Source organism: Pseudomonas sp. R2-60-08W, assembly GCF_003852335.1.
In the GTDB taxonomy this organism is placed as follows: Bacteria; Pseudomonadota; Gammaproteobacteria; order Pseudomonadales; family Pseudomonadaceae; genus Aquipseudomonas.
On sequence record NZ_CP027731.1, the window covers coordinates 2951546 to 2974818 of the forward strand.

The window sequence follows — 23273 nt, forward strand, 5'->3', positions numbered from 1 at the left end:
ACAGGTCTGCGGATATTGATCAGGCCCGCAACGACAGAGGCGGCACAAAACTCTCAAGCTCAGCCTCCACCGCCTCGATGATGCGCTCCACATCGGCGGCGTTCATCACGGTGGCGCAGGGAATGCCGGCGATCGCGATCAGCGTCTCGCCGCTGGCCCGGTCGAACAGGCGAGCAACCATGCTGCCGGGGGCGTCCATGCTCCCTTCGAAGCCCATCGGATGAAAATGCCAGCGCATCAGCTGACAGGCGTTGGGGAATGTCACTTTGTTCATGTTGCCTACCTTGTTCATTGAGCGCTTCCTTTAGCTCGAGGCAGGGGCCAGGACCTTCACTAGTCATGGCATCGAACCCTCAAAATAGCATTCGTTCGCAAGACGAGGTGTTTTTTTCAGGCCCGTTCGGCGGTTCTTTACCTGACATTGACCTGGATCATGTTCCAAGCCTACGGATTGTCCAGGTCATGCCCCAATGACTGGATAAACAACATCGGCCTGCTGGCGTTGTCGGTGATTCTGTATTGCATCAGTGGCCGGTTGAGTCCGGTCTTTCAGAAATTGTAAGGAGTGGTTATGCGCGCACGTCAATTGGGCATCACCCTGGGGCTGGGCACGCCTGGGAAATGGAATGCGATCACCGATGTGCCCGGCGTCCGCGTCGGCCATGCCACGCTCAACAGCGAGGTCGGCGTCAAGCAGGTACGCACAGGCGTCAGCGTGATCCAGCCGCGCCCTGGCGAAGCACGCCATCAACCCTGTTTTGCCGGGTACCACGTGCTCAACGGCAATGGCGACGCCACCGGCCTTGAGTGGATCCGCGAAGCGGGGCTGTTGACCACGCCGATAGCCATCACCAACACCCACAGCATCGGCATCGTGCGTGACAGCTTGATCGCTCTTGAGCGTGAGCGCCTGGCTGACCCGGCGGTGTACTGGTGCATGCCGGTGGTGATGGAAACCTATGATGGCTTGCTCAACGACATCTGGGGTCAGCATGTGCGCCCTGAGCATGTGCGTGAAGCTCTGGACAAGGCTGAGTCGGGCCCGGTGCAGGAGGGCGCGGTGGGGGGCGGCACCGGGATGATCTGCCATGAGTTCAAGGGCGGCATCGGCACGGCGTCGCGGCGGTTGCCGGCAGAGCAGGGCGGCTGGACCGTCGGCGTACTGGTGCAGGCCAACCATGGCAAGCGCCAGGAGCTGCGGATCGATGGTTATCCGGTCGGTCGCTACTTGATGCAGATCGCTTCGCCGTTCGCCGACCGCGGCACACCGGGCATGGGCTCCATCGTGGTGATCATTGCCACGGATGCGCCGCTGTTGCCCCATCAGTGCCAGCGCCTGGCGCAGCGCGCCTCCATCGGTATCGCCCGCACCGGCGGCGGCACCGAGGATTCCAGCGGCGACCTGTTCCTGGCCTTCGCCACGGGTAATCAGGACTTGCCGCCCGCCGATTACGGGCGCAAGGATTTGCCGCACAGTACGGTATTGCGCATGGTCAACAACGACCACATCTCCCCGCTGTTCAGCGCCGCCGCCGAGGCGGTGGAGGAGGCGATCATCAATGCCTTGCTGGCCGGAGAGGACATGACCACCCAGGACGGCGTCACGATACCGGGCCTGGCCGGCGAGACGGTATTGGAGGCGCTGCACACATGTGGCTGGCGTAATGTCCCGGTAAAAGGGGACAACGCAGTTTAATGGTGTAAGTAGTGGCTCTTTAATGTTGCCAATGACACCGTGACAATATATTGGATCCCTTATTCAAGTAGGCCGCGCAACTAGCGCGGCTTTACCTGTATTTAATATTTAAATATCGCTGCGCGCTATTCGGTCACCTAAACACAACCGTCCCCAACAAACGCTACGCACGACTTCCTCAAGTTGCATCTGGGGCAGCTTTTCCCTGCTGAAATATGTGTAGACGAAAGATTTCAAATTGTGTCAGTTTTCTTACGCCTTCAAAAGAGGTGAGTGATAGGACTATCCTCGCCCGCGAGGTTCCTATCGAACAAAGACTGATGCACTTGCAAACAAGGAAGTACGTTTATGTCAAAAGTAAAAGACAAGGCTATTGTATCTGCCGCGCAAGCCAGCACTGCTTACTCGCAAATCGATAGCTTCAGCCATTTGTATGACCGTGGCGGCAACCTGACGGTCAATGGCAAACCGTCCTACAGCGTGGACCAGGCAGCCACCCAGCTGTTGCGGGACGGCGCCGCGTACCGGGACTTTGATGGCAACGGCAAGATCGATCTGACCTATACCTTTCTCACCTCGGCATCCTCGAGCACCATGAACAAACATGGCATCTCGGGCTTCAGCCAATTCAACGCCCAGCAGAAAGCGCAGGCCGCACTGGCCATGCAATCCTGGTCGGATGTTGCCAACGTGACCTTTACCGAAAAGGCTTCCGGCGGTGACGCACACATGACCTTCGGCAACTACAGCGGCGGCCAGGATGGCGCGGCGGCTTTCGCCTACCTGCCCGGCACCGGTGCAGGCTACGACGGCACCTCGTGGTACCTGACCAACAACAGCTACACGCCGAACAAGACCCCGGACCTGAACAACTATGGCCGGCAGACCCTGACCCACGAAATCGGCCACACCCTGGGCCTGGCTCACCCTGGCGACTACAACGCCGGGAATGGCAACCCGACCTATAACGACGCGACCTATGGACAGGACACGCGTGGCTATAGCGTCATGAGTTACTGGAGCGAGAGCAACACCAACCAGAACTTCAGCAAAGGCGGGGTCGAGGCTTACGCTTCCGGTCCGCTGATCGACGATATTGCCGCGATCCAGAAGCTCTACGGTGCCAACCTCAATACCCGCGCCGGTGACACGACCTACGGTTTCAACTCCAACACCGGGCGTGATTTCCTCAGCGCCACGTCCAATGCCGACAAGCTGGTGTTCTCGGTATGGGACGGTGGTGGCAATGACACCCTGGACTTCTCCGGCTTCACGCAAAACCAGAAGATCAACCTCAATGCAGCCTCGTTCTCCGATGTCGGCGGCCTGGTGGGCAACGTTTCCATCGCCAAGGGCGTGACGGTCGAGAACGCCTTCGGTGGCGCGGGCAACGACCTGATCATTGGTAACCAGGCCGCCAACCTCATCAAGGGCGGGGCCGGCAACGACCTCATCTACGGTGGCGGCGGTGCGGACCAACTGTGGGGCGGCGCCGGCAGCGACACCTTTGTGTTCGGTGCCGTGTCCGATTCCAAGCCAGGAGCGGCGGACAAGATCTTTGACTTCACCTCAGGTTCCGACAAGATCGACCTGTCCGGTATCACCAAAGGCGCGGGCGTGAGCTTCGTCAACGCGTTTACCGGGCATGCCGGCGACGCGGTGCTGTCCTACGCATCAGGTACCAACCTGGGTACGTTGGCCGTGGACTTCTCCGGGCACGGCGTGGCGGATTTCCTCGTCACCACCGTTGGCCAGGCAGCTGCCAGCGACATCGTGGCGTGATGCAAAGCGCGGCGCTCCGGCGCCGCGCTCCAGGATGGAGCCAGGCAATGCAGCGTTTTTCCAAAGGGGTCACCCTATTGATCGTGTCGGCAGGAGCCCATGCAATGGCGAGCAGTCTTGTTTTACCCACTACCGCACAGTTGGCGGGGCATTGGCAGTTGCACCAGGATGACCAGGTGTGTGCGCTGGACCTGCTCGAGCAGCCCAACAGCCTGGGGGGCGATGTGGCGTGTGCCGCGCAATGGCTGGGCGATAAACCGCTGACGTGGTCGCCGACGCCGGACGGCATCTGGCTGATGAATGCCGAAGGCAGTGGCATTACGCACTTGAATCGCCAGAAGGAAGGCGAATATCAGGCCCGCACTAAATCTGGAGCCATCGTGGTGCTGCAACGTACACCTTAGTTTCAGGTTATAAGCTTATAACTTCATTTATTAGTTGGCCGCCCGCTATTCAGGGGGTAGGGCAACTAGTGCGCGTACTTTGGGTTCATGGAAGATAAGAAGATATGGCCAAGCCCCATACCGTTGCACCCTTGTTCAAGGCGCTGGGTGAATACAAGAGCATCTTGATCAGCGTTGGCTGTTTTACCGCGCTGATTAACCTGTTGATGCTGGTGCCCTCGATTTACATGCTGCAAGTGTACGACCGCGTGCTGTCCTCCCAGAATGAAACCACCCTGGTGATGTTGACGTTGATGGTCGTGGGGTTCTTTGCCTTTATAGGCCTGCTGGAAGTTATCCGCAGTTTTATCGTGATCCGCATCGGCGCCCAGTTGGAGCGGCGGTTCAACTTGCGCGTGTACAAAGCCGCATTCGAACGCAACCTGCAACGTGGGCAGGGGCACGCCGGGCAGTCCCTGGGCGACCTGACCCATATTCGCCAGTTCATTACCGGGCCTGCGTTATTCGCGTTTTTCGATGCGCCGTGGTTTCCCATCTACCTGTTCGTGATTTTCCTGTTCAACCTGTGGCTCGGCGTGTTGGCCACGGCCGGCGCGGTGCTTTTGATTGCACTGGCCTGCCTCAACGAATATCTGACCAAAAAGCCCCTGGGCGAAGCCAGCGGTTATTCCCAACAGTCGACTCAGTTGGCCACCAGCCATTTGCACAATGCCGAAACCATCCAGGCCATGGGCATGCTCGGCGCGCTGCGCCAGCGCTGGTTCGCGGTGCATTCGCAGGTCCTCGGCTTGCAGAACAAGGCCAGCGACACCGGTTCGGTGATCACCTCCCTGAGCAAGTCCCTGCGCCTTTGCCTGCAATCCTTGGTGTTGGGCCTCGGTGCGCTGCTGGTGATCAAAGGCGATATGACCGCCGGGATGATGATCGCCGGTTCCATCCTGATGGGCCGGGTACTCAGCCCCATCGACCAGTTGATCGCCGTGTGGAAGCAATGGAGTTCGGCCAAGCTGGCCTACCAGCGCCTCGACGAGCTGCTGCGCGAATTCCCACCGGAGGCCGAGCAGATGGCCTTGCCGGCGCCCAACGGCCAGGTCAGCTTCGAGCAGGTCAGCGCCGGCCCGCCGGGTCGGCGCCTGGCGACCCTGCACCACGTCAACTTCAACCTCGGCGCCGGTGAAGTGCTGGGCGTGCTCGGCGCCTCGGGTTCCGGTAAATCCACCCTGGCCCGCGTACTGGTAGGCGTGTGGCCGACCCTGGCCGGCACCGTGCGCCTGGACGGCGCGGATATTCACCGCTGGGACCGCGACGACCTCGGCCCGCATATCGGCTACTTGCCCCAGGACATCGAACTGTTCAGCGGCAGCATCGCCGACAACATCGCACGCTTTCGCCTGGCCGACCCGCAGCTTGTGGTGACGGCGGCGCAACAGGCCGGGGTGCACGAGTTGATCCTGCGCCTGCCCCAAGGCTACGACACCCTGCTGGGCGACAACGGCGGCGGCCTGTCCGGCGGGCAGAAGCAACGCGTGGCCCTGGCCCGCGCACTGTATGGCGGCCCGCGCCTGATCGTGCTGGATGAGCCCAACTCCAATCTCGACACCGTCGGCGAAGCGGCGTTGGCCAGCGCCATTGTGCAGATGAAGGCCCAGGGCAGCAGCGTGGTGCTGGTGACGCACCGTTCGTCCGCATTGGCTCAGGCTGACAAGTTGCTGATCCTCAACGAAGGCCAGTTGCAGGCCTTCGGACCCAGTCAGGAAGTGCTGCGCGCGTTGTCCGGGCAGCAAGAGGCACCGAAGGAAAAAACCGGCGTCAGCTTTAGTCGCCAGTATCAGGCCGGAAGGAATCCAGGCGCATGAGCAGCCTTATAGTTGAACAACACGACGCACGTTTCTTCGTCCGCATGGGCTGGCTGCTGACCGTTGTCGGCGCCGGCGGTTTTTTCCTCTGGGCCAGCCTGGCGCCGCTGGATCAAGGCATTCCGGTGCAGGGCACGGTGGTGGTGTCGGGCAAGCGCAAGGCCGTGCAAACCCTCAGCCCCGGCGTGGTCAGCCGGATTCTGGTGCGCGAAGGCGAGGCCGTGAAGCAGGGCCAGCCGCTGTTTCGCCTCGACCAGACCCAGCACCAGGCCGACGTGCAGTCGCTGCAAGCCCAGTACCGCATGGCCTGGGCCAGCGCTGCGCGCTGGCAGAGCGAACGTGACAACCTGCCAGGTGTGCGCTTTCCGGCCGAACTGAGCGCCAACCCCGACCCGGCCCTGGCGCTGGTGCTCGAAGGCCAACGCCAACTGTTCAGCAGTCGGCGCGAAGCCTTTGCCCGTGAGCAGGCCGGCATCCGTGCAAGCATCGATGGCGCCACCTCGCAGTTGGGCGGCATGCGCCGCGCCCGCAGTGACTTGAGCGCCCAGGCGCAATCCCTGCGTGAGCAACTGAGCAACCTGCAACCCCTGGCCGACAATGGCTACATCCCGCGCAACCGCCTGATGGACTATCAGCGCCAGTTGTCCCAGGTGCAGCAGGACCTGGCGCAAAACGCCGGCGAGACTGGCCGCGTCGAGCAGGGCATTGTTGAATCGCGCCTCAAATTGCAGCAGCACAGCGAGGAATATCAGAAGGAAGTGCGCAGCCAACTGGCCGATGCGCAACTGCGCAGCCTGACCCTGGAGCAGCAACTGACCTCCGCCGGGTTCGACCTGCAGCACAGCGAAATCAACGCGCCGGCCGATGGCATCGCGGTCAACCTTGGCGTGCACACCGAAGGCGCCGTGGTGCGGGCCGGTGAAACCTTGCTGGAGGTCGTGCCCCAAGGCACGCGCCTGGAAGTGGAAGGGCACTTGCCGGTGCACCTGGTGGACAAGGTCGGCACGCACTTGCCGGTGGACATCCTCTTCACCGCCTTCAACCAGAGCCGCACCCCACGGGTGCCGGGGGAGGTGAGCCTGATTTCCGCTGACCAGATGCTCGATGAAAAGACCGGCGCGCCCTATTACGTGCTGCGCACCACGGTCAGCGAGGCGGCGCTGGAAAAACTCCACGGCCTGGTGATCAAGCCGGGCATGCCCGCCGAGATGTTCGTGCGCACCGGCGAGCGCTCGTTGCTCAATTACCTGTTCAAGCCGCTGCTCGATCGCGCCGGCTCCGCGTTGACCGAGGAATGAGCATGAAACCTGTGTTCATCGCCTTGCTCTTCAGCTGTGCCAGCGCGCACGCCGCCATGGGCCCGTTCGATGTGTACGAGCAAGCCCTGCGCAATGACCCGGTGTTCCTTGGCGCGATCAAGGAGCGCGACGCCGGCCTGGAAAACCGCACCATCGGCCGCGCCGGCTTGTTGCCCAGGCTGTCGTACAACTACAACAAGGGCCGCAACAATTCCGAGGCGCACCTGCCCGATGGGCGCGGTGGCAGCTATCGCGACGACCGCAACTACAACAGCTACGGCTCCACCTTCAGCCTGCAACAGCCGCTGTTCGACTACGAAGCCTATGCCAACTACCGCAAGGGCGTGGCCCAGTCGCTGTTTGCCGATGAAAGCTTTCGCGACAAGAGCCAGGCGTTGCTGGTGCGGGTGTTGAGCTACTACACCCAGGCGCTGTTCGCCCAGGACCAGATCGACATCGCCCGCGCCAAGAAGAAAGCCTTCGAGCAACAGTTCCAACAGAACCAGCACCTGTTCCAGCAAGGCGAGGGCACCCGCACCGACATCCTCGAGGCGGAATCGCGTTATGAGCTGGCCACCGCCGAAGAGATCCAGGCCCTGGATGAGCAGGATGCGTCCCTGCGCGAGCTGGGTGCGTTGATCGGTGTGCAAAGCGTCAACATCAACGACCTGGCCCCGCTGAATCAGGGCTTCGCCGCCTTCACCCTGACCCCGGCCAACTATGACACCTGGCATGAACTGGCGATCAGCAACAACCCGACGCTCGCCTCCCAGCGCCAGGCCCTGGAAGTGGCGCGCTATGAAGTGGAGCGCAACCGCGCCGGGCATTTGCCCAAGGTCACTGCGTACGCCAGTTCGCGCAAGCAGGAGTCCGACAGCGGCAACACCTATAACCAGCGCTACGACACCAACACCATCGGCGTCGAAGTCAGCGTGCCGCTGTATGCCGGTGGCGGCATCTCGGCGTCCACGCGCCAGGCCAGCCGCGCCATGGAACAGGCCGAGTACGAGCTGGAAGGCAAGACCCGCGAAACCCTGATCGAACTGCGCCGCCAGTTCAGCGCGTGCCTGTCGGGGGTGAGCAAGCTGCGCGCCTATCAAAAAGCCCTGGCTTCCGCCGAGGCGCTGGTGGTGTCGACCAAGCACAGCATCCTGGGCGGCGAGCGGGTCAACCTTGATGCATTGAATGCCGAGCAGCAGCTCTACAGCACCCGCCGCGACCTCGCCCAGGCGCGGTACGACTACCTGATGGCCTGGACCAAATTGCACTACTACGCGGGCAACTTGCGTGACACCGACCTGGCCAAGGTGGATGAAGCCTTCGGCCCGGAGAGAAAGCTGTAAGGGCGGCAATAACAATAAACAGGAGTGTACGGATGATCACGGATTCACCACGTTTCAAACCTTTCACCGCAGGCTCATTGCTGCTGTTGTCCGTTGCGGCACAGGCGCAATACGCCGAAACCGGCCAGCCGGGTGATCCCGCCAGCTGGCGTTCCGCCGAGTTCCAGAGCGACTGGGGCCTGGGGCGCATGAAGGCGGATGAAGCCTATGCCGCCGGGATCAGCGGCAATGGCGTGAAAATCGGTGCGCTGGACTCGGGTTTCGATACCAATCACCCCGAGGCGGCCAAAGACCGTTTCCACCCGGTCACCGCCAGCGGCACCTACGTCGATGGCAGCGCCTTCAGCACTACCGGCGCGCTCAACCCGAACAACGACTCCCACGGCACCCACGTCACCGGCACCATGGGCGCGGCCCGCGACGGCGTGGGCATGCACGGCGTGGCGTATAACGCGCAGGTGTATGTCGGCAACACCAACGCCAACGACAGCTTCCTGTTTGGCCCCACCCCGGACCCCAAGTATTTCAAGACGGTGTACACCGCTCTGGTGGATTCCGGCGTGCGCGCCATCAACAACAGCTGGGGCAGCCAGCCCAAGGACGTCAGCTACCAGACCCTGGACGACCTGCACGCGGCCTACGCCCAGCACTACAACCGCGGCACCTGGCTGGATGCGGCGGCGGATGTGGCCAAGGCCGGCGTGATCAACGTGTTCAGCGCCGGCAACAGCGGTTACGCGAACGCCAGCGTGCGCTCGGCGTTGCCGTACTTTCAGCCGGAACTGGAAGGCCACTGGCTGGCGGTGTCGGGGCTGGATAAAGCCAACAACCAGAAGTACAACAAGTGCGGCATCGCCAAATACTGGTGTATTTCCACGCCCGGTGCGCTGATTAACAGCACCATCCCGGACGGCGGTTATGGTGTGAAATCCGGCACCTCGATGTCGGCGCCCCATGCCACCGGCGCGTTGGCGCTGGTGATGGAACGCTATCCCTACATGACCAACGAGCAGGCGCTGCAGGTGCTGTTGACCACCGCCACCCAGCTCGACGGCTCGATCACCCAAGCACCCAACGCCATCGTCGGCTGGGGCGTACCGGACCTGGGCCGGGCGATGCACGGGCCGGGGCAGTTGCTCGGTGCGATGGACGTGAACCTGGCAGCCGGGCAGGGCGATGTATGGAGCAACGGCATGTCTGACCAGGCATTGCTCCAGCGTCAGGCAGAAGACCGCGCCGAGCACATTGCCTGGCAGCAGACCCTGCTCGATAAGGGTTGGCAAAACGGCGTGGGCGCCACGGCCAGCCAGCAGGACCAGACCGACTACGCCGTTGGAAACGCGCGCGATCAAGCTGCAGCGAATCGCGTGTACGAAGGCAGCCTGATCAAATCCGGCGCGGGTAGCCTGGTGCTCAGCGGCGACAGCACCTATCGCGGCGCAACCACCGTCAACGGCGGCCTGCTGGCCGTGAACGGCTCGTTGACCTCGGCCGTCACCGTCAATAACAGCGCCACCTTGGGCGGTTCCGGGCGTATCGGCGCGCTGTCGGTCAACAACGGCGGGCGTGTCGCGCCGGGCAATTCAGTGGGCACATTGCAGGTGGCGGGGGATGTGAACCTGGGCGCAGGCTCTACCTACGCGGTCGAACTGACCCCGACCAGCAGCGACCGCATTGTCGCCGGCGGCAAGGCCGTGCTCGGCGGCGGCACAGTGACCCTGGCCCTGGAAAACAGCCCGACGCTATTGAGCCAGAGCCAGGCCCAGAGCCTGATCGGTCGCCAATACTCGATCCTTGAAGCGGCCGGCGGTATCCAGGGCCAGTTCGGCCAAGTGCTGCCGAACTACCTGTTCCTCGGCGGCACCCTCGACTATGCCGCCAACGGCGTGCAACTGGCGGTCGGGCGCAATGACGCCAGCTTTGCCAGCGTCGGCGCCACCCGTAACCAGCGCGCCGTCGCCACGGCCGCCGAGCAATTGGGCGCCGGCAACCCGGTGTATGAAAGCCTGCTGCAGTCGGACTCGGTTGCGACGGCGCAGCAGGGCTTGCAGCAGCTGTCCGGTGAAATCTACCCGGCCGTGGACGCGATGTTGATCAACGACAGCCGCCAACTGCGTGACGCGGTAGGCGAACGTCTGCGCCATGTGCCGGTGGCCGGTGAAAGCAACCTGTGGCTCAAGGCCCTGGGCGCCTGGGGCAAGTCGGACACTCGCAGTGAAACGGCGGGCGCCACCACCTCCATCGGCGGCTTGCTGGCCGGGGTCGACGGCGCACTTGACGAACAGACCCGCATCGGCGTGGTCGCTGGCTACAGCGACAGCTCCTTGAGCCTGGGCAGCGGCACGCACTCATCGGCGTCCATCGACAGCTACCACTTCGGCGCCTATGCCGGGCGCGAGCTGGGCGCCTGGCGGGTGAGCGTCGGCGGTGCCTACAGCTGGCATCGCGGCGATGTGAAACGTGACCTGCAATACGGCGAGGTCAGCGGCAAGCAGAAAACCAAGCTGGATGCGCGCACCGCGCAGTTGTTCACCGAAGCCGCCTACCGCATTCACCTGCAACCGCTGGCACTGGAGCCGTTTGCCAACCTGGCCTACGTGCATCTGGACAGTGAGTCGTTCCACGAAAAAGGCGCCGCAGCGGCCCTGGAACGTGGCAGTGATCGACGTGATGCGGTGCTCGGCACCCTGGGCCTGCGGGCGTTGAAAACCCTGGCGTTGAACGACCACCAGCAGCTTGAGCTGTCGGGCTCCCTGGGCTGGCAACACAGCCTCACCGCCGTCGAATCCGAAGAACACCTGGCGTTTGTCGCAGGTGGCCCTTCATTCGCCGTGCGCAGCGCGCCGTTGCTGCGCGATGCGGCCCTGGTGGGCGTGCAGGCGAGCCTGGCGCTGAGCCCGTCGACGCGGGTCAACCTGGATTACAACGGCCAATTGGGTGGGCGCGAGAAAACCCAGGGCGTGGGGCTGAGCCTGAACTGGCAGTTCTAGGGGGAACACCGCAGTTCAACTGTGGGAGGGGGCTTGCTCCCGATGGCGGAGTGTCAGCCACCGAATGTACTGACTGATCCACCCTCATCGGGAGCAAGCCCCCTCCCACCTTGGAAGTGGTTCACATACTGGCAACAAGAAAACTAAGGAAGGTCACCGTGAAAAAACGCAAGTCAGGGTTAACTACCGCCATCCCCACCGGCCCGGGCTATCCGCTCAAGGCCTTGAGCAGCGTGCCATACGGCGCGTTGTTGTGTTGCCTGGCAAGCCTGGGGACCGCCCAGGCCGCACCCTATGTGGAAACCGGCAAGCTGGGCGACGCCGCCAGTTGGCGCAGCAATGAGTTCAAGGCCGATTGGGGCCTGGGCGCAGTACATGCCGACACCGCGTATGCGGCGGGCTACACCGGCAAGGGCGTCAAGCTGGGCATCTTCGACCAGCCGGTGTACGCCCAGCACCCGGAATTCGCCAGCCCCAACAAAGTGGTGACGATCGTCACCGAGGGCATCCGCCAATACACCGACCCGTATATCCCGGTGAAGGCCGGTGATGCGTTTCGCTATGACGGCACGCCGTCCCTGGGCTCAAACGGCAAGCTGGGCAACCACGGCACCCATGTCGGCGGCATTGCAGCCGGTAACCGCGACGGCGGGCCGATGCATGGCGTGGCGTTCGACGCGCAGATCATCAGCGCCGAAAACGGTGACCCAGGCCCGGAAGACGGGATCATCCTGGGCAACGATGGTGCGGTGTACAAAGCCGGTTGGGATGCACTGGTGGCCAGTGGCGCGCGGATCATCAACAACAGTTGGGGCATCGGCATCGGTGATCAGTACGCCAAGGGCGGCCGCGATCCTGCCTTTCCGAACTTCACGGTCAATGAAGCCCAGGCGCAATTCAACACCATTCGGCCGATTCTCGGCACGATTGCCGGTGGTGCCTATCAAGGTGCGATCGACGCCGCGCGCAGCGGTGTGCTGACCATCTTTGCCGCTGGTAACGATTACAACCGCAACAACCCGGATGCGATTTCGGGCCTGGCGTACTTCGTACCCGAGATTGCACCGAACTGGCTGTCGGTGGCGGCCCTGCAGCAGAACCCGGACACCAGCAGTGCCAACCCGTACGTGATCAGCACCTTCTCTTCGCGCTGCGGCTATGCGGCGAGTTTCTGCGTGTCGGCACCGGGCACCAAGATTTTCAGTTCGATCATCAACGGCACCAATCTGGACAACCTCACCACTGACTACGCCAACTTCAACGGCACCTCCATGGCCGCGCCCCACGTGGCCGGCAGTGCGGCGGTGCTGATGGAGCGCTTCCCGTACATGAGTGGCGACCAGATCTCCACGCTGCTCAAGACCACCGCCACCGACCTTGGCGCGCCAGGCATCGATTCGCTGTACGGCTGGGGCATGATCAACCTGGGCAAGGCGGTCAATGGCCCGGGGATGTTCATTACCGCCGAGGATATTCCGGCTGAGTTTCGCATCGACGGCGCCTATGGCACTGGCCAGTTCGTCGCGGACTTGCCGGGTATCGGCGCGGTGGTGGATGCCGGCAAACCGACCCAGCGCGTGTGCAACGACGTGCATTGCGGGCTGGATGTGTGGAGCAACGACATCGCCGGGCATGGCGGCCTGACCAAGCAGGGCATTGGCACCCTGGTGCTGACCGGCGCCAACACCTACAGCGGCCCGACCCTGGTTAACCAAGGCTTGTTGGCGATCAACGGCTCGGTTACCTCCGACGTGACCGTCAGCCAGAGCGGCATCGTCGGTGGCTCCGGGCGCATCGGCTCGCTGAGCGCAAACAGCGGCGGCACCGTGGCGCCGGGCAACTCCATTGGCACGCTGAACGTGGCGGGCAATGTCACCTTCGAACCGGGCTCGACTTACGCGGTGGAATTGTCGCCCACCAGCAGCGACCGTATCGTTGCCGGCGGCACCGCCACGCTGAACGGCGGCACCGTGACCCTGGCCCTGGAAAACAGCCCGACCCTGTTGAGCGCGACCCAGGCGCAAAGCTTGATCGGCCGCCAGTACAACATTCTGCAAGCCGCCGGTGGCGTCACTGGCAGCTTTGGTGCGGTACTGCCTGACTACCTGTTCATCGGCGGCACCTTGAACTACGCGGCCAATGGTGTGCAGCTGGACGTGGCACGCACCAACAGCTTCGCCAGTGTGGCCGCCACACCGAACCAACGCGCCGTCGCCGCCGCCGCCGAGCAATTGGGCGCGGGCAACGGGGTGTATGAAAGCTTGCTGCTCGCACCGACCGCGGCTTCGGCACAAGGCGCGTTCCAGCAACTGAGCGGCGAAGTCTATCCGGCGTTGGAAACGGCGTTGGTCAATGACAGCCGCTACGTACGCGAAGCGGTCGGTGAGCGCCTGCGCAACGGTGAAATGGGCGCGACCAGCCAGGCCATCGACAGCCGTGGCAACGTGTGGGTCAAGGCGCTGGGTGCATGGGGCAAGACCAACAGCCGCAACGACACTGCGGGCTACACCACCTCTATCGGCGGCATGCTGGCCGGTGTCGACGGTGCCCTCGACGACGCGACACGCATCGGCCTGGTGGCGGGCTACAGCGATACCTCGTTGAACATGGGCAGCGATACCCATAGCCGTGCGTCGGTCGACAGCTACCACTTCGGCGCATATGCCGGGCATGAAATCGGCGCCTGGCGCCTGAGCGGCGGTGCCACCTACAGCTGGCACCGTGCCGATGTGAAGCGCGACCTGCAATACGGTGACGTCAGCGGCAAGCAAAAAGCCAAGGTCGATGCCCACAGCACCCAGCTATTCACCGAGGCGGCATACCGCGTCAACCTGCAACCACTGGCCCTGGAGCCGTTCGCCAACCTGGCCTACGTGCACCTGGACACCGATGGCTTCACCGAGAAGGGCGATGCCGCCGCGCTGAAAAGCGGCGACGACAGCCGCGACCTGGTGCTGAGCACCCTGGGTGTACGCGCCTTGAAAACCTTCAACGTTAACGATCACCAGCAACTGGAAGTGTCCGGCACCCTGGGCTGGCAGCACAACTTGAGCAGCACCGACTCTGAGCAGCACCTGGCGTTTGCCTCGGGTGGCCCTTCGTTCGCGGTGGAAAGCGCGCCGATGGTGCGTGATGCCGCACTGGTCGGTGCGCGGGTGAGCCTGGCGTTGAGCAAGGATGCGCGGGTGAACTTCGATTACAACGGTTTGCTGGCCAGCAAGGAGAAGGTGCACGGCGTCGGTTTGAGCCTGGACTGGGCGTTCTAAGGCTACACACCCCCTGATGGAGTCCGTCAGGGGGTGACAGGTGTTTTCGCTTTCTCTACAAATCCAACAACAGAGAGGCAATACCATGGGTATCTTTGACTATAAAAACCTCGGGACCGAGGGCTCCAAAGCGTTGTTCGCCGATGCGATGGCGATCACGTTGTATTCCTACCACAACCTGGATAACGGCTTCGCCGTGGGGTATCAGCACAATGGCCTGGGTTTGGGCCTGCCGGCCACGCTGGTCGGGGCGTTGCTGGGCAGCACCGATTCCCAGGGGGTGATTCCCGGTCTGCCCTGGAACCCCGATTCGGAAAAAGCCGCGCTAGAGGCGGTGCAACAGGCCGGCTGGACGCCCATCAGCGCCAGCACCCTCGGCTACACCGGCAAGGTTGATGCCCGGGGTACCTTTTTCGGTGAAAAGCCAGGCTACACCACGGCCCAGGTCGAGGTGCTGGGCAAGTACGATAACGCGGGCACGTTGCTGGAGATCGGTATCGGTTTTCGCGGCACGTCCGGGCCGCGTGAACATTTGATCACTGATTCTATCGGCGACCTGGTCAGCGACCTGCTCGCCGCCCTCGGCCCCAAGGACTACGCAAAAAACTACGCCGGCGAAGCCTTCGGCGGCCTGCTCAAGAACGTCGCCGAGTATGCCGGAGCCCACGGCCTGAGCGGCCACGACGTGGTGGTCAGCGGCCACAGCCTGGGAGGGCTTGCGGTCAACAGCATGGCCGACTTGAGCGACAGCAAATGGTCGAGCTTTTACAAGGATTCCAACTACGTGGCCTATGCCTCGCCGACCCAGAGTGCCGGTGACAAGGTGCTGAACGTGGGCTACGAAAATGACCCGGTATTCCGTGCGCTGGATGGCTACTCCTCCAACCTGTCGTCGTTTGGCGTGCACGACAAGCCCCATGAGTCCAGTACCGATAATATCGTCAGCTTCAACGACCACTACGCGTCGACGCTATGGAACGCGCTGCCGTTTTCCATCCTCAACCTGCCGACCTGGGTGTCGCACCTGCCCACCGGCTATGGCGACGGCATGACGCGCATCCTCGACTCCGGTTTCTACGAGCAGATGACCCGCGACTCCACGGTGATCGTTGCCAACCTGTCCGACCCGGCGCGGGCCACCACCTGGGTGCAAGACCTCAACCGGAATGCCGAAGCGCACCAGGGCAATACCTTCATTATCGGCAGCCACGGCAACGACCTGATCCAGGGCGGCAAGGGCGCAGACTTTATCGAGGGTGGCAAAGGTAACGACACGATTCGCGACAGCAGCGGGCATAACACCTTTCTGTTCAGCGGGCAGTTTGGCAATGACCGGGTGATCGGCTATCAGGCGACGGATAAGCTGGTGTTCGACGGGGTAGGGGGCAGCACGGATTATCGTGATCACGCCAAGGTGGTAGGCGGCGATACCGTGCTCAGCTTCGGCGCCGACTCGGTGACACTGGTGGGTGTGAGCAGTTTGTCGGGGGAGGGGATTGTGATCGGCTAACTATTGGAACGCGGTCAAAACTGTGGGAGGGGCGGTGCGACGATTCGACTTGCTCCCGATAGCGGTGGGTCAGCTACACATAAGCTGGCTGACCCACCGCCATCGGGAGCAAGCCCCCTCCCACAGTTTTATTGTTCCTTGCGCACCGTCGCCACGTCATCGGCCTTGATACGGATGCGCTTGCCGGCGATATCGGTGAACTCATAGAAGCCGTCGGCGGTTTTGGCGTTGGGTGTGTCCTTGGTCAAATACTGTGTGCCGTTTTGCAACGTCACCACGGTTTGCGTTGAGCAACCGGCCAATACCAGAAAAGTGAGTGCAACCAGCGGCAGACCCAAATTCTTCATGTTCATTACCCTTACCTTTACCTTGAAAAGCCCCGCAGCGTCTGGCTGCGGGGCATAAATGTTACGCGATCAGCTCCCACATCTGATCGCTTTTTTGCAAAAAGTTGCAGGCGCCATTTATCTATTACCGATTGCAACAATGCGTTTGCGACGGCACTCTGTATGCATAACCAGTAGTTGATTGCTCTGCGCCATGGCCCACCCCCTTGAAGACCCCTTGTATTACCTGCACAACTTCCGCCAAGTGCTGATCGGGTTGCAGCAGCGCTACGCCGATTTGCTCGACCCGGACGAATTGCAGTTCATTCAGCAATTCGACAGGTTGCCGCAAGCGTCCCAGGCGTTATTGGTACGCATGGTCATGCGCAAGGGTGTGCATTTTCGTGGAGCAAAGCTCGATTACCTGGAAATCGGCTGCCCCCATGCGGCCATGCAGCCACTGCTGGCGAGCGGTTGGGTCGATGATCAATGCCTGTTGGGCTTTGATGAACTGTTCGGCTTGCTGCAAAAAGGCGAACTGCTCATGGCCTTCAAGCCCTGGATCGACCAGCCCAGCGCCAGGAAGTCCGACTGGCTGGCGCCATTGGCTGCGCGGTTCAATGAACGCCGCAGCTTTGCCCGTTGGTGCCCCGAACTGCAGGACGTGCTCTACAGCCTCACCGTGATGGAGCTGTGCGACCGCCTGCGCCTGATGTTTTTCGGCAACCTCTACCAGGACTGGTCGGAGTTCGTGCTGGCGGACCTGGGCATTTACACCTATGAGAAGGTGCCGTTCTGCGCCGAGTCCCGTGGGTTGCGCAGCCGCGCCGACGTGGAGGGCTGTGTGTTCCTGCACCAGTGCCAGCAAGCGTTTGAGGCGGGTGAGGCGCTGGAAACGGTGTTGGCCCACATCGCTAGCTTGCACACCGACAACCCCTGGCTGGAAAAACGCCGCGCCAAGTTGCTGTTCCAGATCGGCCAATGCTGTGAACGCAGCGCCGAATTGGGCTTGGCCGAGCAGATCTATCGCGGCTGCAGCTATCCCGGCGCGCGCGCACGATTGATCCGCGTATTGGAGCGCCAGGAGGCTTATGCGCCCGCCCTGGCGTTGGCTGTCGCCGCGCAACAGGCGCCGGAAAGCGCCGCCGAGCAGCAACACCTGCTGCGCGTAGTGCCGCGCCTGCGGCGCAAGCTGGGTGAGCCGAAGGTGGCGAAGGCCAAGCCGCGGCCCCTCACGCGCCTGGACCTCGCCTTGGCATTCCCCGAGCCGCTGATGTCGGTGGAATATTGCGTGCAGGCCCATCTGAGCGAGCCGGACGCGCCGGTGCATTATGTGGAAAATGGCCTGATCAATTCGCTGTTCGGCCTGCTGTGCTGGGATGTGATTTTTGCGCCGCTGCCGGGCGCGTTTTTCCACCCGTTCCAGCGCGGGCCGGCCGACCTGCACAGCGAAGACTTCCAGCAACGCCGCGCCGCCTTGTTCAGCGCGTGCTTCGAGCAACTGCGCGACGAGCGCTACAAAACCACTATCCGCCAACGCTATGTGGACAAATGGGGAATTCAATCGCCCTTTGTGTTCTGGAACCTGCTCAGCGAAGAGCTGCTGGAGCAAGCGCTGACGTGCCTGCCTGCCGAACACTTGCGCTACTGGTTCGAGCGGCTGCTGCTGGACATCCGCGCCAACCGCACCGGGATGCCCGACTTGATCCAGTTCTGGCCGGCGCAAAAAACCTACCGCATGATCGAGGTCAAGGGGCCTGGCGACCGCCTGCAGGACAACCAACTGCGCTGGCTGGAATTCTGCGGTGAGTACCAGATGCCGGTCACGGTCTGTTATGTGCGCTGGGCAGAGTCCGCTTGAGCTATAGCGTCGCGGTGCGGGCGTTGTGTGAGTTCACGGCCAAGGTCGGAGACCTGGACCTGCGCTTTACCCCATCGCCCAGCGCCCAGGAAGGCATCGTCGGCCATCGCACGGTGGCATCGCGGCGCAGCGCCCACTATCAGAACGAAGTGGCGCTCGAAGGCGAGTATCAGCAACTCAAGGTACGCGGCAGGGCGGACGGCTATGACCCGGACAGCAATCGTCTCGAAGAAGTAAAAACCTATCGCGGTGACCTCCAGGCCCAGCCGGCCAACCATCGGCAACTGCATTGGGCCCAGGTCAAGGTCTACGGTTGGTTGATGTGCCAGAAGCTCGGGCTCGATGACATCGAACTGGCGCTGGTGTACTTCGATATCGTCGGCGAGGGCGAAACCCTGCTCAAGCAACGCTTTACCGCGCCCGACCTCGAACATTTCTTCAACCAGCAATGCGCGCTGTTCCTGCACTGGGCCCACCAGCAGATGCAGCACCGTGAAGCGCGCAACCGCGCCGCGCAGAGCCTGGCGTTTCCCCACGCCGCGTTTCGCAGCGGCCAGCGCGCGCTGGCCGAATCGGTGTACAAAGCGGTGAGTACCGGCCGCTGCCTGATGGCCCAGGCACCTACCGGCATTGGCAAGACCGTCGGCACGCTGTTTCCGCTGCTCAAGGCCCTGGCACCGCAGCAATTGGACACGGTGTTTTTCCTCACCGCCAAGACGCCTGGGCGCAAGTTGGCGCTGGATGCCGCCCAGGTGCTGTACGACAGCAGCCCCGACTTGCCTTTGCGCGTGCTGGAACTGGTGGCGCGGGACAAGGCGTGCGAGCACCCGGATAAAGCCTGCCACGGCGATTCGTGCCCGCTGGCCAAGGGCTTTTACGACCGCTTGCCCGCCGCGCGCCAGGCGGCGTCCGGGATGCGACTGCTTGATCAACGTAATCTGCGCGAGGTGGCGCTGGCCCACGACGTGTGCCCGTATTACCTGAGCCAGGAAATGGCGCGCTGGACCGACGTTGTGGTCGCCGACTACAACTACTATTTCGATTTTGGCGCGATGCTCTTCGGCTTGGCCCAGCTCAATCAATGGCGGGTCGCGGTGCTGGTGGACGAAGCCCATAACCTGGTCGAGCGCGCGCGTTCGATGTACAGCGCCAGCCTCGATCAGTACAGCCTCAAGACCCTGCGCGAGAGTGTGCCCGAGGTGCTGAAAAAGCCCTTGCAGCGCCTGAACCGTGAGTGGAACGCCTTGCACAAGGACCAACTCGCGCCGTATCAGGCCTACGCGGCCAAACCCGACAAGCTGCTCCAGGCCCTGAGCCTGTGTGCCAGCGCCATGGGCGATTACTTCAACGAGCATCCCGAAGCGCTCAACGGCGACCTGCAAGCCTTCTACTTCGAGGCGCTGCAATTTGCCAAGGTGGCCGAGCTGTTCAATGAGCACTTCATCTTCGACATCAGCAAGCGCACGTTCAGCGGCAAGCGCAGCAGCTCGACCCTGTGCCTGCGCAACGTGGTGCCGGCCGAATTCATCCGGCCCCGGTTGACCGCCGCGCGCAGCAGCGTGCTGTTTTCCGCAACCCTGAGCCCACGCCACTATTACGCCGACCTGCTCGGGCTGCCGACGAACACCGCCTGGGTCGACGTCGAATCGCCGTTCCAGGCCGAGCAATTGCGGGTGAGCATTGTCGAGCATATTTCCACACGCTTTGTGCATCGCCAAGCGTCGCTGGAACCCATTGTGGCCTTGATCGCCCGGCAATTTGCCGAGCAACCCGGCAACTACCTGGCGTTTTTCTCAAGCTTCGATTACCTGCAACAAGTGGCGCAGCTGATGGCCGAGCGTCATCCGCAGATTGCGCTGTGGTTGCAGTCGCGGGGCATGGCCGAGGCGCAGCGCCAGGCTTTTCTGGACCAGTTCACCCAACACAGCCAGGGCATCGGCTTTGCGGTGCTGGGCGGCGCCTTTGGCGAGGGCATCGATTTGCCCGGTGCGCGCCTGATCGGGGCGTTTATCGCCACCTTAGGCTTGCCGCAGCTCAACCCGGTGAATGAACAGATGAAGGTTCGCATGGGCGCGATCTTCGGCGCGGGGTATGACTACACCTATTTGTACCCCGGTATCCAGAAAGTCGTGCAGGCGGCGGGGAGGGTGATCCGCAGCCAGCACGACCGCGGGGTGGTGATGTTGATCGATGACCGTTTTGGCGAGGCGCGGGTGCGGCAGTTGTTGCCCAGGTGGTGGTCGATTGATATTTGACAGGTGGACTGCGGTCCATGTGGGAGGGGGCTTGCCCCCGATAGCGGTGGGTCAGCTACAGATAAGCTGGCTGATAGACCGCCATCGGGGGCAAGCCCCCTCCCACATTGGGGCTTAGACCACTTCCAGATAGGAGCTTTGTATCGATCGCGCCAACTCGCGCACGCTGTCGATAAAGTCCGTCAGCCGTGTGTGCAGCCCGTCTTCCAGGATCTCATCGATGCCCGTGTACCTGAGCCGCGCCTCGAACTCCGCCGCCAGGCGCTGCGCCGTGCGCCCGTAGCTGCCGGGCAGGTCGGCGAGGATATGGCTCAGTTCCTCGATGCACGCATGCAGCGAGCGCGGCACATCACTGCGCAGCAGGAGCAACTCCGACACCGAGCGTGCGTTCAAGGCGTTCGGGTACAACTCGGTATACGCCTCGAACGACGATAACGCGCGCAGCAGGGCGCTCCACTGGTAATAACCGCGTGCCGACAGGTCGCTGACTTCTTCGGACTCTTCACCAAACATCTCATAACGCGCATCCAGCAGGCGCAGGGTGTTATCCGCGCGCTCGACAAAGGTGCCCAGGCGAATGAATCGATAGGCGTCATTGCGCATGATGGTGCCGGAGGTGGCGCCGCGAAACAGGTGCGAGCGTTGCTTGACCCAGTCACAGAAGTGGCTGATGCCGTGTCGCGCCAGGCCGCCGGCGGCGATGCTGCGCATTTCCAGCCAGGTGGCGTTGAGGTTTTCCCACATGTCGGCGGTGATGCGTCCGCGTACCGCATGGGCGTTGCTCCGGGCGGCGCGCAGGCAGTTGTAGATGCTCGCCGGGTTTTCTTCATCCAGGGCGAAGAAATGCAGCATGCGTTCGGCGTCCAGTTGCGTGTGGCGCTCCAGGTAACTGTCCAGGGTGCCGCTGCTGAGCAGTGACATCGCCAGTTCATCCAGCCCATCGCTGCGCCCGGCCTGGGGCATCAACGACAGCGAATAGCTGACTTCCAGCATGCGCGCCAGGTTCTCGGCGCGTTCCAGGTAGCGGGACATCCAGTACAAGTCTGCGGCGGTTCTACTCAACATACTCAGCCCTCCACCACCCAGGTGTCCTTGGTTCCGCCGCCTTGCGACGAGTTGACGATCAGCGAGCCTTCACGCAACGCCACGCGCGTCAGGCCACCGGGCACCAGGCGCGTTTCCTTGCCCGACAGCACAAAGGGGCGCAGGTCGATATGCCGTGGCGCGATGCCGTTTTCGACAAAGGTCGGGCAGGTCGACAGGCTCAGGGTCGGCTGTGCAATGTAGGCGTGGGGCCGGGCCTTGATGCGCTGGCGGAAGTCCTCGATCTCGGCGGCGCTGGACGCCGGGCCGACCAGCATGCCGTAGCCGCCGGAGCCCTGGGTTTCCTTGACCACCAGGTGCTCAAGGTTGGCCAGCACATGGGACAGCTCCTCCGGCTTGCGGCACTGGAAGGTCGGCACGTTTTGCAGCACCGGCTCTTCATCCAGGTAGAAGCGGATCATTGCCGGGACATAGGGGTAGATCGACTTGTCATCCGCCACGCCGGTGCCGATGGCGTTGGCCAGCACCACGTTCCCGGCGCAATACGCCGCGACCAGGCCGGGCACGCCGAGCATCGAGTCGGGATTGAACGCCTCGGGGTCGAGGAACGCGTCGTCAATGCGCCGGTAAATCACGTCCACCGCCTTGGGGCCGTCGGTGGTGCGCATGAACACCTTGAGGTCGTGGACGAACAGGTCGGCGCCTTCCACCAGCTCCACCCCCATCTCCCGGGCGAGGAAGGCGTGTTCGAAAAACGCGCTGTTGAAGCGGCCCGGCGTCAGCACCACCACGTTGGGGTTGTCCAGGCGGCTCGAGCTTTTCAGGGTCTTGAGCAGCAGGTTGGGGTAGTGGTCGACCGGCGCAATGCGCTGCTTGGCGAACACTTCCGGGAACAGGCGCATCATCATCTTGCGGTCTTCGAGCATGTAGCTCACGCCGCTGGGAGTGCGCAGGTTGTCTTCGAGCACGTAGTAGGTGCCGTCGCCGTCGCGCACCAGGTCCACCCCGGAAATATGCGAATAGATGCCCCGGTGCAGGTCGAGGCCGACCATTGCCTGTTGATAGCCCTCGTTGCCCAGCACCTGGTCGGCCGGGATGATCCCGGCCTTGATGATGCGCTGGTCGTGGTAGATGTCGGCGAGGAACATGTTCAGCGCGTTGACCCGCTGGATGCAGCCACGCTCGATCACGCTCCATTCGCTGGCGGGGATGCTGCGCGGGATGATATCGAAGGGGATCAGGCGCTCGGTGTCCTGTTCGTCGCCATAGAGGGTGAAGGTGATCCCGGCGCGGTGGAATAACAAATCGGCTTCGCGGCGTCGCTGGGCCAGCAGTTCCGGCGGCGTGTTGGCCAGCCAGCGGGAGAAATCCTGGTAGTGCGCGCGGCAAACGCCTTGCGCGTCATTCATTTCGTCAAAGAAAGATCGAGCCATTCCAGTACCTTGTCAGTGCCGAGGGGAGCGCGGGGGGCACTGCCGCTTTTAAACGCATTTTTTATGAGCCCGTGGTCGAGGGTGCCAACGGGCCTGGTCCTTACTTTCTTATGGGGTCGGCTCTGGGTCGGGGGGTAACGAATGCTCCTGAATGTGGGCAGATGAATGGTTTAAGCAAGGCGTGTGCCGGAACCGCTGAGACACGCTGA

16 protein-coding genes are annotated in these 23273 nt (G+C 62.6%); 12 read left to right on the forward strand and 4 right to left on the reverse strand.

From position 1 onward, the window contains the following. Positions 1–19 precede the first annotated feature (19 nt). Positions 20–292 (reverse strand): DUF1652 domain-containing protein, encoded by a 273-nt coding sequence (locus C4J90_RS13350; RefSeq protein WP_124362834.1) that lies wholly within the window; start codon positions 290–292, stop codon positions 20–22. 141 nt (positions 293–433) lie between these two features. On the opposite strand from C4J90_RS13350, the gene C4J90_RS27100 reads away from it, so the two are divergent. The 10 genes from C4J90_RS27100 to C4J90_RS13395 all read left to right on the forward strand — a co-directional run bounded on the left by C4J90_RS27100 (position 434) and on the right by C4J90_RS13395 (position 16145). Then, complete coding sequence (locus C4J90_RS27100) at positions 434–562, forward strand: hypothetical protein (RefSeq protein ID WP_256658856.1); 129 nt, start codon at positions 434–436, stop codon at positions 560–562. Positions 563–571: 9 nt separating this feature from the next. Then, entirely contained in the window at positions 572–1696 is a 1125-nt protein-coding gene (locus tag C4J90_RS13355; RefSeq protein ID WP_124420006.1) for a P1 family peptidase, read from the forward strand. 348 nt (positions 1697–2044) lie between these two features. Further along, positions 2045–3478, forward strand: a complete 1434-nt coding sequence (locus C4J90_RS13360) for a serralysin family metalloprotease (protein WP_124362836.1) — start codon at positions 2045–2047, stop codon at positions 3476–3478. Positions 3479–3525: 47 nt separating this feature from the next. Next, complete coding sequence (locus C4J90_RS13365) at positions 3526–3882, forward strand: protease inhibitor Inh/omp19 family protein (RefSeq protein ID WP_124362837.1); 357 nt, start codon at positions 3526–3528, stop codon at positions 3880–3882. Positions 3883–3986: 104 nt separating this feature from the next. Continuing rightward, a complete protein-coding gene (locus tag C4J90_RS13370) occupies positions 3987–5738 on the forward strand; it encodes a type I secretion system permease/ATPase (RefSeq protein ID WP_124420007.1) in 1752 nt (583 codons plus the stop codon). Next, complete coding sequence (locus tag C4J90_RS13375) at positions 5735–7036, forward strand: HlyD family type I secretion periplasmic adaptor subunit (protein ID WP_124420008.1); 1302 nt, start codon at positions 5735–5737, stop codon at positions 7034–7036. The genes C4J90_RS13370 and C4J90_RS13375 overlap by 4 nt, the downstream gene beginning before the upstream one ends. 2 nt (positions 7037–7038) lie before the next feature. Then, positions 7039–8379, forward strand: a complete 1341-nt coding sequence (locus C4J90_RS13380) for a TolC family outer membrane protein (RefSeq protein ID WP_124420009.1) — start codon at positions 7039–7041, stop codon at positions 8377–8379. A 32-nt stretch (positions 8380–8411) separates the two neighbouring features. After that, positions 8412–11369: an autotransporter serine protease gene (locus C4J90_RS13385; protein WP_124420010.1), complete on the forward strand. Its 2958-nt coding sequence runs from the start codon at positions 8412–8414 to the stop codon at positions 11367–11369. A 158-nt stretch (positions 11370–11527) separates the two neighbouring features. After that, positions 11528–14635, forward strand: coding sequence for an autotransporter serine protease (locus C4J90_RS13390; RefSeq protein WP_124420011.1), 3108 nt, complete (start codon positions 11528–11530; stop codon positions 14633–14635). An 85-nt stretch (positions 14636–14720) separates the two neighbouring features. Beyond that, positions 14721–16145: a lipase gene (locus C4J90_RS13395; protein ID WP_124420012.1), complete on the forward strand. Its 1425-nt coding sequence runs from the start codon at positions 14721–14723 to the stop codon at positions 16143–16145. A gap of 128 nt (positions 16146–16273) precedes the next feature. Here C4J90_RS13395 and C4J90_RS13400 read toward each other — a convergent pair whose 3' ends face one another. Continuing rightward, a complete protein-coding gene (locus tag C4J90_RS13400; protein WP_057722473.1) occupies positions 16274–16498 on the reverse strand; it encodes a YgdI/YgdR family lipoprotein in 225 nt (74 codons plus the stop codon). A gap of 187 nt (positions 16499–16685) precedes the next feature. Between C4J90_RS13400 and C4J90_RS13405 the strand changes: the two genes are divergently transcribed. Both C4J90_RS13405 and C4J90_RS13410 read left to right on the forward strand, forming a co-directional pair. Further along, the gene (locus C4J90_RS13405) at positions 16686–18332 is read left to right on the forward strand and encodes a VRR-NUC domain-containing protein (protein ID WP_124414702.1); all 1647 of its coding nucleotides are present in this window, start codon (positions 16686–16688) and stop codon (positions 18330–18332) included. Continuing rightward, positions 18329–20587, forward strand: coding sequence for an ATP-dependent DNA helicase (locus C4J90_RS13410; protein ID WP_124420013.1), 2259 nt, complete (start codon positions 18329–18331; stop codon positions 20585–20587). The genes C4J90_RS13405 and C4J90_RS13410 overlap by 4 nt, the downstream gene beginning before the upstream one ends. A 114-nt stretch (positions 20588–20701) precedes the next feature. On the opposite strand, the gene C4J90_RS13415 is transcribed toward C4J90_RS13410, so the two are convergent. Next, positions 20702–21652 (reverse strand): alpha-E domain-containing protein, encoded by a 951-nt coding sequence (locus C4J90_RS13415; protein WP_124362847.1) that lies wholly within the window; start codon positions 21650–21652, stop codon positions 20702–20704. A 2-nt stretch (positions 21653–21654) separates the two neighbouring features. Further along, positions 21655–23064 carry a circularly permuted type 2 ATP-grasp protein gene (locus C4J90_RS13420; RefSeq protein ID WP_124362848.1) on the reverse strand — a complete coding sequence of 470 codons (1410 nt, stop codon included), beginning with the start codon at positions 23062–23064 and terminating at the stop codon, positions 21655–21657. Positions 23065–23273: the final 209 nt, after the last annotated feature.